The organism is Rhodoplanes sp. SY1, assembly GCF_046000175.1.
Taxonomy (GTDB): domain Bacteria; phylum Pseudomonadota; class Alphaproteobacteria; order Rhizobiales; family Xanthobacteraceae; genus Rhodoplanes.
Genome location: NZ_JBEOMB010000013.1, coordinates 76,928 through 91,704, shown reverse-complemented (window position 1 = coordinate 91,704; position 14,777 = coordinate 76,928). Strand labels below are relative to the sequence as shown.

The window sequence follows — 14,777 nt, the reverse complement described above, 5'->3', positions numbered from 1 at the left end:
CTCGACGTACGACGACCACGATGGGCCAGTGTCATCGTGCGGATGGCATCAATGCGCGCAATCCGAAATCCACGTCGGTGGTGAAGCCACACGGACGTCGGCGCGAACGCGGTGTCGGCGATCGGATCAGTGCGAGGCGAGCGCGTGGGTGCCGCCGTCCGGCCGCACCTCGGCGGCCATCAGGCCCTTCGGGCCGGGGCCGAAACGGACCAGCACGGTCTGTCCGGGCCGCAGCTCGGTGAGACCATACCGCCGCAGCGTCTCCATGTGGACGAAGATGTCGGGCGTGCCCTCGCCGCGCGTCAGGAAGCCGAAGCCGCGTAGCCGATTGAACCACTTCACCACGGCGCGCTCGAGCCCGCTGGTCGGCGTCACCGTGACGTGGGTGCGGGGCGGCGGCATCTGGGCCGGATGCACGGCCGTGGATTCGTCCATCGAGACGATGCGGAACGCCTGAAAGCCCTTCGGACGGGCCAGCGCCTCGCACACCACCCGGGCGCCTTCGTAAGCGGTCTGGAAGCCGTCGCGCCGCAGGCAGGTGACGTGCAGGAGGACATCCGGCATGCCGTTGTCCGGAACGATGAAGCCGTATCCCTTGGCGACGTCGAACCACTTGATGACGCCGCTGATCTCGACGACCGCAGCCGTCGCGTCGTCGACGAAGTCGCCGATCGCCTCGCTCACGCCGTAGCTCGCGCTAGGCCCCTTCGCACCGAATTCGTCCGTGGCCATGAGGACGTACGCCGCCGCTTTTGGCGCCTCTTCTGGAGCGCTTCAACGAATCTCTTCAACAAAAGATATCCAGGCCGCCCCGGATGGGAAACAGGAAAATGAGTTTGCCGCAATCTGTGCGCTAAATCTGTGCACGACCGTGGCAACCGTGCACGGAAGCCGAGTCAAATCAATGTGAAACGAGCGGGGCTAGCACGTTTCCTATATCGGCATGCACGACGAGGTCGGCGATCTCGTCGAACTCGGTCGACTCGCGGTTCAGGATCACCAAGCGTGCGCCGTTGCGCTTGGCGAGCAGCGGGAATCCGGCCGCCGGCCACACCACCAGCGAAGAGCCGATGGCGATGAAGAGATCGCAGCGGAGCGTCAGCTCCTCGGCGCGCCGCATCTCCGCCTCCGGCATCGCCTGGCCGAACGACACGGTCGCTGTCTTGATGTGACCGCCGCAGGCGCAGTCCGGCGCGTGGCCGGTCGCATCGAACCGCTCCTTCACCCAGGCGATCTCGTAGCGGGCGGCGCAGGACAGGCAGAGCGCGTAAGTGGTGTTGCCATGCAACTCGACGACGTCCTGCGCGGCGACGCCGGACGCCTGGTGCAGATTGTCGATGTTCTGGGTGACGACGGCGGGCGCCTTGCCGGCGCGCCACAGGCCGGCGAGGGCATGGTGGCCGCGGCCCGGCCGTGCGGCGCCGAACTGCTCCTCCAGCACGAAGCGGCGCCGCCAGGCCTCGTCGCGCATCTCGCGGCGGGCGACGAAATCGCGAAAGTCGATCGGCGCGTTCTTGGTCCATACCCCGCCGGGCGAGCGGAAGTCCGGGATCCCGCATTCGGTGGAGATGCCGGCGCCCGTGAAGGGCAGCACCACATCAGAGTCCTCGATCAGGGCGAGAAGCCTGCGGCGACCTGTCTCGACGTCCGTCGTGATCATATATGCAATCTCGGGTGGCCGGCCTTCGTGCGCGGCCGCCATCTGTCGAAGAGGACTTCATGCGATATCTGCACACGATGCTCCGCGTCCGCAACCTCGACGCCGCGCTCGACTTCTGGCGCGACAAGCTCGGGCTCGTCGAGACGCACCGGACCGAGAGCGAGAAGGGCCGCTACACGCTGGTGTTCCTGGCGGCCCCCGAGGACGAGGGCGACGTCGAGGCGAGCCGCGCCAAGGGCCGCCCGGCGCCGCTGCTCGAGCTGACCTACAACTGGGACGGCGACGAGGACTACGCGGAGGCGCGTTATTTCGGTCACCTCGCCTTCGAGGTGGACGACATCTACGACACCTGCGCACGCCTGCAGGCGGCCGGCGTCACCATCCTGCGGCCGCCGCGCGACGGCCAGATGGCGTTCGTCCGCTCGCCCGACCGCCAGTCGGTCGAGCTCCTGCAGAAGGGCGCCGCCAAGCCGCCTCAGGAGCCGTGGAGCACGATGCCCAACACCGGGCACTGGTAGCCGCCCCCGCGGCGGCAGGCCCCCGGCGAGGTCGCACCGCGGCCCAGGGCATCGCCCGATGGCTCCGGGACCGCTCGACGGCCCCGGCGTCGTCGCGACGGCCGCGGCGGCGTGTCGACGGCGCCGGCGGCGGGGCGGACTCGGCGGCGGGGCGGGCTCGGCGGCCGGGCGGCCGTCGCGGAGCGGGCCTCACGACGCGGACGGGGGCCCGATGCGCCCTGCCGGCGGGCCGATGCGCTGCCGGCGGCCAGTGGGGTGCGCCTTCGCCACGCCGTCCCAGAGCCGATGCGCCCCCTGCCCGGCGGCCGTCGCGGGCGCGGGCGGAATGGGCCGGCCGGGCCATTCGGCCGTCGGCCGGCCGCTTGCCGGCCGACCCAAACGCCACTATACGTCTCGCCGCGTCGGCGCCGCGCGCCGGCCTCCGCGCCCATCGTCTAGCGGTCCAGGACGTCGCCCTTTCACGGCGAAAACAGGGGTTCGATTCCCCTTGGGCGCGCCAGGAAGATCAATCGCTTACCTCGAAAATTCGAACCGATGCGGCGCCGGCGTCGAACCGGTAGCCGATACCGTGCGTGGAGAGGCTTCGAACCGCTCCTCGGAAGACCTGGCTTCAGGACGCTCCGACCACGTCCCGGACCTCCCGCTCACGTCGGCGGCGAACTCGTCCGGCTGCTCCTGTTTCCACGAGGCCGCGGACTCGCGACCGCTCTCGAACCTCGGGACATCGCCGCCCGCGCTGTTCGCGTGCAGATGCGGCAGCCGCGACGATCATGCGCCGCTCGATCAGGGAGCGCTCGAGGTCGCCCTCGTCGGCGGGCGGGCGCGGGTCGTCTCTCGGGGGCGTCGTCTCTCGGGGGCGTCGTCTCTCGGGGGCGTCGTCTCTCGGGACGTCGTCTCGGGTGGGCCGAGCCTGTCCCGCTTCATCGCCCGCCCAGCGTCATCACGCCCCACCCGGAAGACGCCGGAATTGCGACGCATGCCCGCGTCGCCATGATCAGGAGGACCGTTCGGCAGACCCGCGGAGACATCGATGACCATCGATCCCACCGAGGCCGCGCTCGATCCCGGCACCGCCACCCGCGAGCACCGCGCGCTCGGTGCGGATCCCGACCGTGTCGTCCCCTGGCACGCCACGCCGGCCGCCGAGGTTCTGGACCGCCTCGCGGTCACGGCGGAGGGATTGACGGGAGCCGAGGCCGCGACGCGGCGCGCGGTCCACGGCTTCAATCGCCTGCCGACGGCCGCGCCGCGCAGCCCGCTGCTGCGCTTCCTCGCCCAGTTCGACAATCTGCTGATCTACGTGCTGCTCGCCGCGGCCGTGGTCACGGCGCTGCTCGGTCACCCGGTCGATACGGCCGTCATCCTGCTGGTCGTCGTCGCCAATGCGGCGATCGGCTTCGTCCAGGAGGGCAAGGCCGAGAAGGCGCTCGACGCCATTCGCGGCATGATCACGCCGCACGCTTCGGTGCTGCGCGACGGCCACCGCGTCACGCTCGCCGCCGAGGAGATCGTTCCCGGCGACGTCGTGCTGATCGAGGCCGGCGACCGGGTGCCGGCCGACCTGCGGCTGATCCGCGTCCGCAACCTGAAGATCGAGGAGGCGATCCTCACCGGCGAGTCGGTGGCGGTCGACAAGGACGTGCAGCCGGTGGCGGTCGACGCCGCGCTCGGGGACCGCGCCCCGATGGCGTTCTCCGGGACGCTCGTCGTGGCCGGCCAGGGCCGCGGCGTCGTGGTGGCGACCGCGCTCGCCACCGAGCTGGGCCGGATCAGCGCGCTGCTCGGCAGCGTCGAGACGCTGACGACGCCGCTGCTGCGGCAGATGAACCGGTTCGCCCGCCAGCTCACCGGGGTGATCCTCGGCGTCAGCGTGGTCGTCTTCGGCATCGCCGTGCTGCTGCGGTTACACTTGGCCGGAGGCCTTCATGGCGATGGTCGGGCTCGCGGTCTCGGCCATCCCGGAGGGGCTGCCGGCCGTGATGACCATCACGCTCGCCATCGGGGTGCAGCGCATGGCGGCCCGCCACGCCATCGTGCGCCGCCTGCCCGCCGTGGAGACGCTGGGCTCGGTGTCGGTGATCTGCTCCGACAAGACCGGCACGCTGACCCGCAACGAGATGATGGTGCAGACCGCCGTGACGGCGATCGGCACCATCGCGGTGGCGGGCGAAGGCTACGAGCCGCGCGGAGCGTTCCGGTACGACGGACGCGACATCGTGCCGGCCGACCTGCCGGTCCTCGACGACCTCGCCCGCGCGGCGCTCCTGTGCAACGACGCGGACCTGCGCCAGGCCGAGTCCGGCTGGACCATCGACGGCGATCCGATGGAGGGGGCGCTGGTCTCGTTCGCCGTGAAGGCCGGGCACGACGCCGCGCTCGTGCGCAAGCAGATCCCGCGCACCGACGAGATCCCGTTCGACAGCCGCCATCGCTTCATGGCGACGCTGCATCACTCGCACGAGGATGCGGCGGTCGCCTATGTCAAGGGCGCGCCCGAGGTGGTGATCCGCATGTGCGCCCGGCAGGCCGGTGCCGACGGTCCGGAGCCGCTCGACACGTCGCGGTGGACCCATGCGGTCGAGGCGTTGGCGGTTCAGGGCCAGCGCGTGCTGGCGCTCGCCCGCCGGACCATGCCGCACGGCGCCGTCACGCTCGACGTCGCCGACGTCGAGAGCGACCTGGTGCTGCTCGGCCTGCTCGGCCTGATCGATCCGCCGCGCGAGGAGGCGATCGCCGCGGTGGGCGAGTGCCGCAGCGCCGGCATCGCCGTCAAGATGATCACCGGCGACCATGCGGCGACGGCGAGCGCCATCGCGGCCCGGCTCGGCCTGCCCCGGCCCGCCTCGGTGATCACCGGCGACCGACTCGCCGCCCTCGACGAGGACGCCTTCGCGGCGGCCGCGCGCGACACCACGGTGTTCGCCCGCACCAGCCCGGAGGACAAGCTGCGCATCGTCACCGCTCTGCAGGCGGACGGCGGCGTGATCGCGATGACGGGCGACGGCGTCAACGACGCCCCCGCGCTGAAGCGCGCCGATGTCGGCATCGCGATGGGCCAGAAAGGCACCGAGGCCGCCAAGGAGGCGGCCGAGATGGTGCTGGCCGACGACAACTTCGCCTCGATCGTCGCCGCGGTGCGCGAGGGCCGAACCGTCTACGACAATCTCGGCAAGGTGATCGGCTGGACGCTGCCGACCAACGGCGGCGAGGCGATGGCGATCATCACGGCCATCCTGTTCGGGCTGGCGCTGCCGATCACGCCGGTGCAGATCCTGTGGATCAACATGGTCACGGCGGTGGCGCTCGGCCTGACGCTCGCCTTCGAGCCGACCGAACCCGACGCCATGCGGCGGCCGCCGCGCGCCGCGGATGAACCGATCCTGTCCGGGCTGCTGGTCTGGCGGGTCGTGCTGGTGTCGCTCCTGTTCGTCGCCGGCGCGTTCGGCATGTTCTTCTGGGCCGAGAGCCGCGGCCTGTCGATCGAGGAGGCCCGCACCATCGTCGTCAACACGATCGTCGTGATGGAGATCTTCTATCTGTTCAGCATCCGTTATCTCCACACGACGTCGCTGTCCTGGACCGGCGTGGTCGGCACGCCCGCCGTGCTGATCGGCGTCGGCGTGATCACGGCCGCCCAGGTCCTGTTCACCTATGCGCCGTTCATGCAGGCCATGTTCGCGACCCGCCCGGTGTCGCTGATGGACGGCATCGCTGTGGTCGCGATCGGCGTCGCCCTGTTGCTGGTGCTGGAGGTCGAGAAGCTGGTGCGACGGCGCCTGTGGCCGTGAGGCCGCGGGCGGGCGGCAGGGCACCGAGCGCGACGCGACGACCGCGGCCGGGGCCGCGTCAATACGACATCAGCACCAGTAGCCGCGGCGCGGCGAGCACCGAGCGGGTGGCGCCGCCGAACACCAGCTGCCGCACCCGCGCGTGCCCGTAGGCACCCATCACCATCAGGTCGGCCTCCAGGCGCAGAGCCTCGGCCATCAGCTGCTCGCCAACCGGCAGGCCGCCGAGCCCGACCGCGTGATGACGCGCCGCGATCGCGTGTGCCGCGAGATGCCGCACGAGGTCGTCGCCGCTCGGGCCGCGGTCCAGCGGCTTCTCGTCGGTGATCGAGACGATCTCGACGCGGCGGGCGCGGCCGAGCAGCGGCAGTGCGTCGTGCACGGCGCGGGTCGCCGCGCGGCTGCCGTCCCAGGCGATGCAGGCGACGTCGAGACGCCCCTCCGCGGTCGTGTCCCGGGGGATCAGCAGGAGCGGACGGCCGGAGCCGAACAGCACCTGCTCGACGATCGGCGCCGCATGCCCGGCGACCATGTCGGCGGCCGGCACGAGGACGAGATCGTGGACGCGGGCCAGATCGGCGACGAGGTCCGGCACGTCCTCGGGCGTGCAGTGACGAACCATCACGTCGTGCGGGACGCCGCGCGCCGCGGCGGCCGCCCGGACCGCCTCCTCGGCCTGGCGGGCCGCCGCATGGCCGGCGCGCCGTCGCTCCGCCAGCCGGGCGATCGCCTGCTCGCGCTCGCTGTCGAACACGGCCCGGTCGAGCTCGGTGTAGTCGACCACGTGGGCGTCGATCACCACCGCGTGGAGGCGGGCGGCGAAGCGCGACGCCACCGCGACCGCAACGCCCGCCGGCCCCGCTGCCTCGTCTCCGGTATCCACATAGGCCAGGATCTCGCGATACGACATGGGACACCCGTCATGGCTGGGATCCGGCGGCCCCCGCCGGATCGAGCGTGATGACGTCGGGCCGGGTTACCCTTCGGGCGCCTCCGAGGCGCGCAGCGGCGGTACGGCCAGGACGTCGATGTCGAGGCTGCGGAGCACCGCTTCCGCGACGCTGCCCAGCAGCAGCCGCGCCAGGGCGCCGCGTCCGTGCGTGCCGACGATGACGAGATCGGCGCCGAGCTCGCCGGCGACACGACCGATGGCATCGAACGGCACGTCCTCGACCAGATGCATTGCGGTCTCGGCTACGGTCAGGCGGCTCGCCTCGAGGAAGACGGACAGCTCGCGGCGCACCTGGTCGCGCTCGCGCGCCACGTAGTCGCCGAGCACCGCGCCGGGAACGTCCACGGCGGCCAGCTTGCCCTTCCCGGCCGCCGTGAAGGCATGGACCACGGCGAGCATGTCCGCGGCGACGAGCCCGAGGGCGAGCGCCGTGCGGACCGCGCGGGCCGACGACTCCGACAGATCGATCGCCGCCAGGGGGCGGACGTGCGGGCCGGCCACCGGACCATTCACCATCAGCACCGGGAACGGCCCGCTGCGGATGACGCGCTCCACCGTGGTGCCGACGAAGATGTCGCGCAGGAGCTGCCGGCGATGCGGTCCCATCACGATCAGATCCGAGCCGCGCGACTCGGCGGCGCGCAGGATGCCCTGGAACGCCTCGCCGGTGACGACCAGCGCCTCGCATCGCACGTCGCGCAGCTCGGCCGTGGTCGCCGTCAGCCCGGCCATGATCCGGACCGCCTCGTCGCGCTCGACCGCGATCAGGCTGTCCGGCTGCTCGTCGTCGACGACGTGGACGAGCGTGATGGCGCAGCCGGTCGTCCGGGCGATCAGCCCGGCGCGACGCAGGGCGCGCTGCGAGCGTGCGGAAAAGTCGGTCGCGACCGTGACATGGCGCATCGCATCCTCCTCGCGGCGGATCGTGGACGATCCTGAGCGGGGCGCGGGCGCCGCGCTTGATCCCGGTCAAGACGCGGCGATGCGTCGCGGCACGGGACGTCGTGAGTGCGGAGTGCAGGAACCACGTCGGACAAAAGCTCGGGCGCGAGGTCGGACGAGAGTCGCGAGCCCTACTCTTCGACGAGGTGCGCGACGCCGACCAGATCCTGCACGGGAAGGACGAAGGCGAGGCCCTTCCCGGGACCGTCGAGCTCGGCCGCCGCCACGATGGCGTCGAGGACGGCGGCCTTGATCTCGGTCGGGACGAGCGTGAGGACGATCTCCTTCTCCGGCTCGATCTGGATGCCGAAGACCCGAAGCTGCTCGTTGCGGCCGATGCCGCGGCCGAGCACGATGGTGCCGCCGTGCGCGCCAGCCGCCATGCTGGCCTCCAGCACCGCGTCGCCCCATCCCTTCCGCACGATGGTCACGATCAGGCAGCGGTCGTGCATGGTGGTCACTCCGGTAGGGGCCGCCGCGACGGCGGCGTCGCGGGCGGTCGTTCGGCCGTTCTCGCGCGGACCAGCAGCCCGAGCAGGCCGACCGAGATGATCGGCGCGACGGCGATCAACGCGACGAAGCCGAAGCCCTGCACCACCGGGTCGGCGCCGACGGCCGTCGCGGCCCCCAGCGCCAGCGCCAGCAGGAACGAGTTGGCGAGCGGCCCGGTGGCGACGCCCCCGGCGTCGACCGCCACGGCGACGAACTCGCGGTCGCCGAGCCAGACCAGCACGAGCACCACGAGATAGCCCGGCACGAGCAGCCAGAGGAGCGGAATGCCGAGCGTGATGCGCAGCATGCCGATCCCGACCCAGGCGGCGACCCCGACGCACACCGCGATCAGCACCATCCGGCCGCGGATCGCGCCGCTCGACGCGCTCTCCACCTGGTCGGCCAGGATGCGGACCGCCGGCTCGCCCCAGGTGACCAGGAACCCGAGCAGGCCGGCGATCGCGACGACCAGCCACATGCTGTCGAGCGCCCCCAGCGCCTCGCCGACCGCCCGGCCATAGGGCAGGAAGCCAACGCCGATGCCGAGCAGGAACAGGAACAGGCCGACGCCGGCGATCGCGGTGCCTTTCAGGATGTCGCTCACCTGTCGGCGCGGCAGGCGGAGCATCGTCATCTGGAGGATCAGGAAGACGGCGCCGAGCGGCAGCACCGCGACCGCGACGCTCTCCGCGACGGCGACGACCTCGTCGATCAGAAGCGGGATCACGACAGCAGGATCTCCATGATCAGCACGGCGATGATCGGGCCGATCGAGGCGAAGCCGAGGAGCCCGAACCCGTCCGACACCGCGGAGCGGCCGGCCAGCACCGAGCTGAGGCCGATGGCGAGTGCGATCACCACCGGAGCCGAGAGGATGCCGGTCGTCACGCTGCCCCCGTCGAAGGCGAGCGGCACGAAGGTGCCGGGGGCGACGAGGGCCAGCGCGAGCATCAGTCCGTAGGCGACCGTCAGGGCGTACTTCATCGGCCAGCCGGTGACGATGCGGGCCATCGCCAGCGCCGCGAAGACGGCGAGCCCGGTCGCGATGACGAGCAGAACGGCGAGCCGCGAGATGACGCCGTCGGACGCCGCGTCGATCTGCCGCGACAGCACGAGCACGTCCGGCTCGGCGACCGTTGTGGCGAAACCGAGCGCGAAGGCGACCGCCAGAATCAGCGCCAGCGAGCCCTCCCGCGGCAGCGCGGCGCCGATGAACCGGCCCATCGGCAGGATGCCGATCTCGATGCCCATGAACAGCAGCAGCATGCCCACGACGGCGAGCAGCGATCCGGCGAGAAACTGCAGGAACAGCGCGGTCGGCGCTTGCACCAGCACGAGCTGGAGCACCACCACGACGACGATGAACGGCCCGACGGCTCTGACCACCTCGAGCAGCTTGTCGCGAACGAGGGTCATCATGCGGCGACGGTATCGCCGCACGCGGCACACGGTCAACCGAGCCACCCCGCCCCGGACCGGACGGTCGTCGCGGCAAGAGCGCCGAAGCCGGCCGATCGCGTCGGCACGGCCGCGTCCTCCCGCCCCTGCGGGCCCGCCGCGAGTCAGGCGCGGGCGAGGTGCTGCAACAGCTCCAGGTTCTGCGGACCCGGGGCCAGCTCGCCGCGCTCGATCCGGCGGGCGAGCGCGACCACGGCCGCGTTGATCGGCGCCCGGCCGCCGTGCCGCGCATGCTCGGCGACGACGAGACCGTTGAGGTCGTCGACCTCGCTGTGACGTCCCTTCATCCAGTCCTGCAGCACGGTCGTCTTGGTGTGCGGCAGCACGAAGCCGGCGAGCAGCGTGTCGAGCAGCATCTCGACCAGCCGGTTGGTCTGCCGCACGTCGTCCGGCGTCAGGCCGAAGATCGGCAGCACGGCGTGACCGGCGAGCGCGCCCGCGTCGAGCGCCTCCTGGCCGGAGCCGAGCATCAGCTCGCGCATGCCCGGCAGCCGCGCCGCCTCGAGCATCGGCAGGCCGAGAATGGCCGTCGTCACCAGCGTGGTGGCGTTGCTGACGAGCTTCATCCATTTGGCCGCGCGGATGTCGTCGACGATCTCCACCGTGCCGACATGGCGCAGCAGCGCCGCGATCTCCTCCTCGCGCCCCGCGGCGGCAGCGTCGATCGCCCCGACCGCGAACCACGAGCGCGGCGGCGGCGAATGGCGCTGCACGACCCCTGGGTCGAACATCATCGACGAGATCTCGATGACGCAGCCCATCGTCCGGTGCGCCCCGACCACCGCCGCGATGGTGTCGGTCGTCATGCCGTTCTGCACCCCGGCGACCAGGCCGTCCGACTTCAGATACGGCGCGATCAGCTCGCAGGACCAGCGGGTGTCGTAGGCCTTGGTCACCAGGAGAACGACGTCGAACGGCTCCCGGAACGTGCAGACGTCGCACAGATGGTGCGCCCGCACCGGCACGGTCAGGGTCTCGTCCGGCATCTCGATCCGCGCACCGCGCGCCCGCATCGCCTCCACATGTGCCGGCCACTGATCGATCAGCACCACGTCGAGCCCGGCACGGGTGAGGTCGGCGCCGATCGAGGCGCCGTTGGCGCCGGCCCCCAGCACGGCGATCTTCGTCTTCGTCACGTCCACGCGGCGCTCCGTTTTTTTGGCGGTCAGGCGATCACGAGATCGGATGGTTCGAGATGTGGCGCGCCGCGCTTCGCTCTTGACGAGCCGGGGCGGTTGATTGTCCGATCGGGCATCGTCGATGCCTCCTCCCCTCACCCGCGCGAAACAGTTTCAGATGGACGAGCCGGACCACCTGATCGTCGGCGGCGGCAGCGCGGGCGCGGTTCTCGCCGCCCGCCTCTCCGAGGATCCGAGCCGCCGCGTGCTGCTGATCGAGGCCGGACCGGACACGCCGCCCGGCGCCGTTCCGAGCGACGTTGCCGACACGTTCCCGACCTCGTCGCTGAACCCGCGCTACTTCTGGCCGGGTTTGCAGGCGACGCGCCGACCGGACAGCGCCGCCTATCCGTTTCCGCAGGCGCGGATCATGGGAGGCGGCTCCAGCGTCATGGGCCTGTGGACGCTGCGCGGCCTCGCCAGCGACTTCGCGGCGTGGGAGCGGGCCGGCGCGACCGGCTGGGGACCGGCCGAGGCGCAAAGGCTCTATGACGCCATCGAGCGCGACCTCGGCCGGCACGTTGCGCCCGATCGCCCCCGTGACGACGCAGACCCGCGGCCTTATCCGGTGCGGCGGATGCCGCGCTCCGAATGGCCCGGCTTCGTCACGGCGATCGAGGCGGCCGCCGTGGCGCGCGGCCTGCCGGTCGTCGACGACATCAATGCACGGCCGGGCGACGGCTTCTTCCCGATGCCGGTGGCGCAGGACGAGCACGTCCGCTCGACCAGCGCGGGCTGCTATCTCACGGCCGCGGTCCGCCGCCGGCCGAACCTCGCGATCCTCACCGACGCCGAGGTGACGGCGCTGCGCTTCGACGGGCGGCGCGCCTGCGGCGTGACGGTCCGGCACGGCGGCACCACGCGCGACATCGCGGCCCGCGCCGTGATCCTGTGCGCCGGCGCGATCCACTCTCCGGCGCTGCTGCTGCGCGCCGGGATCGGTCCGGCCGCAGAGCTCGCGGCGCTCGGCATCGTGCCGCTCGCCGATCGTCGCGGCGTCGGCGCCAACCTGCAGAACCATCCCTACCTGCAGTTCGCCCTCACCCTGCCGCGACGCTCGCGGCTGCCCGCACGGCTGCGCCGCTTCGCGATCGCCGGAATCAGGATGTCGTCGCAGGCCTCGGACTGCCCACCCAGCGACCTCCTCGCCTTCGCGATCGGGCGGGTGAGCCCGCACGCCTACGGGCCCGATCTCGGCATGGTCGGCGCCGCCCTTTACGCCCCCTTCTCCCGCGGGCGGGTGACGCTGCGCAGCGCCGACCCCGACGTGCCGCCCGACATCGCCTTCGCGCTGCTGCAGGATCCGCGCGATCCGCCGCGGCTCCTGGCGGCGGCCCGCCTGGTCGAGGCGCTGCTCGCCGACCCGGCGGTCGTCGCGACCTACGGCGACGCCTTCCTGTTGCCGCCCGTGATGTCGCTGCAGCAGTTCAACCGGCAAGGCGCCGCCGGCACGCTGCTCGCCGGCGCCGTGAAGGCCGTGCTGGCCGCACCGGCGCCGCTGCGCCGGCTGGCGCTGGACCGGGTGCTCGCGCCGGGGCGCTGGGTCGGCAACCGGACCGGCCGCTCGCAGATCCCTGACGACGAGCTCCTCGGCGCGATCGCCCCGATGGCGCATCCGAGCGGCACCTGCGCGATCGGCCGCGACGGCGATCCGATGGCCGTGGTCGATCCGCACTGCCGGGTCCACGGGGTCGAGAGCCTGCGGGTCGTCGACGCCGCGGTGATGCCGAGCGTGCCGAGCGCCAACACCAACCTCACCGCCATTATGGTGGCCGAGCGGGCCGCCGAGCTGATCAGGTCCGATCGGGGCTGACCGCGGACTCACGGCGCCGGCACGCCGCTCGGCGCGTCCTTCTCGACGGCACGGGCGCGCCGCAGGCGCTGCACCAGGCCCATCACGCCGCCCGGAACGAACAGCGCGATCACGATGACGATCAGGCTGAAGATGACGCGATTGACCTCGGACGTCACCGTGACGCGCAGCGCATCGGCCACGAGCAGCACGATCGGCGCACCGATGAGCGGCCCCTGCCAGGTGCCGGCGCCGCCGATCACCGCCATCAGCACGACATTGAGCGAGATGTCGAACGAGAACGTGCCGGTCGGCTCGATATAGGCGATGCGCTGGGCGTAGAGCCCGCCGACCACGCCCGCGATGAAGCACGAGATGGTGTTGACGGCCCATTTGATCTCGACGGTCCGCACCCCGACGATCTCGGCGGCGTCCTCGTCCTCGCGGATCGCCACCAGGGCCCAGCCGACATTGGAGTGCTCGACCGCGTAGACGAAGGCCGTGACCAGCACGGCGAGCCCGAGGAACACGAAGTAGAACAGCCGCTCGACGGCGAGCGGCGACAGCGGCAGCCGCGGCAGGTAGATGCCGAGCGCCCCTTGTGTGATCGCCAGGTTGAGCGCGAGGATCTGCACCGCGAAGGTGATGATCATGGTGACGAGCGCGAAATAGGCGCCGCGCAGCCGCAGCGTCGGAATGCCGATGGCGAGGCCGGCGATCCCGGCGGCGAGACCAGCGACCGGCGCGGTCAGGAACGGCGACAGCTCGAAGTAGTGGAACAGGATGCCGCTCGCATAGGCACCGATGCCGAAGAAGGTGACGAGGCCGAAATTGAGATAGCCGCCGTAACCGCCGATCAGGTTCCAGGCCTGCGTCAGGATCACGTACATGAACACGGTGCCGAGCGTGCTGAGCACGAACAGCTTCGTGCCGAGCAGGCCGTAGGCGGCAAGTCCGGCGACGAGCGCGAGCCACGCGCTCCAGGCCGCGACCGTCGCGGCGCGGCTGCCGCCCGACTTCGGAACCAGATAGACCGAGAACACCCGCCCCCTCCTAGATGGTCCGACGAACGGCGCTGCTCAAGCCCTCGCGACGGACCATGAGGATGACGGCGAGCAGCACGTAGAGCACGAGATAGACGTAGTCGAACGGCATCACGGCCGTGCACACGCTCTGGATCAGTCCGACCGCGACGCCGGCGAACAACGTGTTCTCGACGCTGCCGAGGCCGCCGAGCACGACGACCAGGAACGCCCAGGCGAGCCACACCACCTGGGTGTTCGGAGAGAACGGGAACACCATGGCGAGCGCCACGCCGGCGGCGCCCGCGCAGGCGATGCCGAGCCCGAACATGATCGCGGAGAGGCGGCGGATGTCGACCCCGACGATGCGAGCGGCCTCCGGGTTCTGCCCCATCGCCCGGATCGCCCGGCCCGTGAGCGTGAAGCGCAGGAGGCCCCAGAACAGCCCGATGAGCCCGAGCGCGAGGCCACCGGCGATCAACCGGACATACGGCAGCACCAGCCCGCCGACCGCCAGCGAGGCGTTGGTGTAGCTCGCCGTGATCACCCGCGTGTCGGTCGTCCAAACGATGGTGCCGAGGTTCTCGATCAGCACCATCAGGCCGAACATCGCCACCAGCCCCTGGGTCTGCGCGGCGGTCTCGAGCCGGGTGACGAGAACGCGGTAGACGACGGTGCCGAGCAGGAAGAACACCGGCAGCGCAACGACGAACGCCACCACCGGATCGACGCCGAAGCGCCGGAACAGCTCGAAGGCGAGGAACGAGCCGAGCATCACGAAGGCGCTGTGCGCCACGTTGACGATGCCCATCACGCCGAGCACCAGGCTCAGCCCGAGGCCGGTGATCGCGTAGATCAGGCCGAGCAGCACACCGTCGACGAGGATCGAGAGGATCTGGTCCAGCATCACGGGTCCTGACGCGAGGTATCGTGCCGCGGCGCCGCGCGTCCCTGTCGCGCACGAGCCGACGACAC

Annotated in this window: 12 protein-coding genes, 1 tRNA gene and 1 pseudogene; 4 read left to right on the top strand and 10 right to left on the bottom strand. The window is 71.4% G+C overall.

Annotated features, from left to right (window positions below; translation table 11 throughout):
- Positions 1–126: 126 nt before the first annotated feature.
- Both ABTU92_RS05355 and ABTU92_RS05350 read right to left on the bottom strand, forming a co-directional pair.
- Entirely contained in the window at positions 127–732 is a 606-nt protein-coding gene (locus ABTU92_RS05355) for a cold-shock protein (protein WP_408088391.1), read from the bottom strand.
- A gap of 169 nt (positions 733–901) precedes the next feature.
- Positions 902–1,660: an SIR2 family NAD-dependent protein deacylase gene (locus tag ABTU92_RS05350; protein WP_408088389.1), complete on the bottom strand. Its 759-nt coding sequence runs from the start codon at positions 1,658–1,660 to the stop codon at positions 902–904.
- A gap of 59 nt (positions 1,661–1,719) precedes the next feature.
- On the opposite strand from ABTU92_RS05350, the gene ABTU92_RS05345 reads away from it, so the two are divergent.
- The 3 genes and pseudogenes from ABTU92_RS05345 (at position 1,720) to ABTU92_RS05335 (ending at position 5,966) form a co-directional block, all read left to right on the top strand.
- A complete protein-coding gene (locus ABTU92_RS05345) occupies positions 1,720–2,178 on the top strand; it encodes a VOC family protein (RefSeq protein ID WP_408088387.1) in 459 nt (152 codons plus the stop codon).
- Positions 2,179–2,601: 423 nt separating this feature from the next.
- Positions 2,602–2,677, top strand: a tRNA-Glu gene (locus ABTU92_RS05340).
- Between the two features lie 651 nt (positions 2,678–3,328).
- Positions 3,329–5,966 (top strand): annotated as a pseudogene (locus ABTU92_RS05335) (cation-transporting P-type ATPase).
- Between the two features lie 58 nt (positions 5,967–6,024).
- Here ABTU92_RS05335 and ABTU92_RS05330 read toward each other — a convergent pair.
- From ABTU92_RS05330 to ABTU92_RS05305, 6 genes are all read right to left on the bottom strand, one after another.
- The gene (locus tag ABTU92_RS05330) at positions 6,025–6,876 is read right to left on the bottom strand and encodes a universal stress protein (protein ID WP_408088385.1); all 852 of its coding nucleotides are present in this window, start codon (positions 6,874–6,876) and stop codon (positions 6,025–6,027) included.
- A 66-nt stretch (positions 6,877–6,942) separates the two neighbouring features.
- Entirely contained in the window at positions 6,943–7,821 is an 879-nt protein-coding gene (locus ABTU92_RS05325; protein ID WP_408088383.1) for a universal stress protein, read from the bottom strand.
- A 170-nt stretch (positions 7,822–7,991) separates the two neighbouring features.
- Positions 7,992–8,312: a P-II family nitrogen regulator gene (locus ABTU92_RS05320; protein WP_408088381.1), complete on the bottom strand. Its 321-nt coding sequence runs from the start codon at positions 8,310–8,312 to the stop codon at positions 7,992–7,994.
- A 5-nt stretch (positions 8,313–8,317) separates the two neighbouring features.
- Positions 8,318–9,079: a DUF1538 domain-containing protein gene (locus ABTU92_RS05315; protein WP_408088379.1), complete on the bottom strand. Its 762-nt coding sequence runs from the start codon at positions 9,077–9,079 to the stop codon at positions 8,318–8,320.
- Positions 9,076–9,771 (bottom strand): DUF1538 domain-containing protein, encoded by a 696-nt coding sequence (locus ABTU92_RS05310; RefSeq protein WP_408088377.1) that lies wholly within the window; start codon positions 9,769–9,771, stop codon positions 9,076–9,078. Before ABTU92_RS05310 ends, ABTU92_RS05315 begins: the two co-directional genes overlap by 4 nt.
- 143 nt (positions 9,772–9,914) lie before the next feature.
- Complete coding sequence (locus ABTU92_RS05305) at positions 9,915–10,952, bottom strand: ketopantoate reductase family protein (protein ID WP_408088375.1); 1,038 nt, start codon at positions 10,950–10,952, stop codon at positions 9,915–9,917.
- 154 nt (positions 10,953–11,106) lie between these two features.
- Here ABTU92_RS05305 and ABTU92_RS05300 point away from each other — a divergent pair, with 154 nt between their 5' ends.
- Positions 11,107–12,801 carry a GMC family oxidoreductase gene (locus ABTU92_RS05300; protein WP_408088373.1) on the top strand — a complete coding sequence of 565 codons (1,695 nt, stop codon included), beginning with the start codon at positions 11,107–11,109 and terminating at the stop codon, positions 12,799–12,801.
- Positions 12,802–12,809: 8 nt separating this feature from the next.
- Here the strand turns inward: ABTU92_RS05300 and ABTU92_RS05295 are convergent, their stop codons facing one another.
- Positions 12,810–13,823, bottom strand: a complete 1,014-nt coding sequence (locus ABTU92_RS05295; protein ID WP_408088371.1) for a branched-chain amino acid ABC transporter permease — start codon at positions 13,821–13,823, stop codon at positions 12,810–12,812.
- A 10-nt stretch (positions 13,824–13,833) separates the two neighbouring features.
- Entirely contained in the window at positions 13,834–14,709 is an 876-nt protein-coding gene (locus ABTU92_RS05290; protein WP_408088369.1) for a branched-chain amino acid ABC transporter permease, read from the bottom strand.
- Between the last annotated feature and the right edge of the window lie 68 nt (positions 14,710–14,777).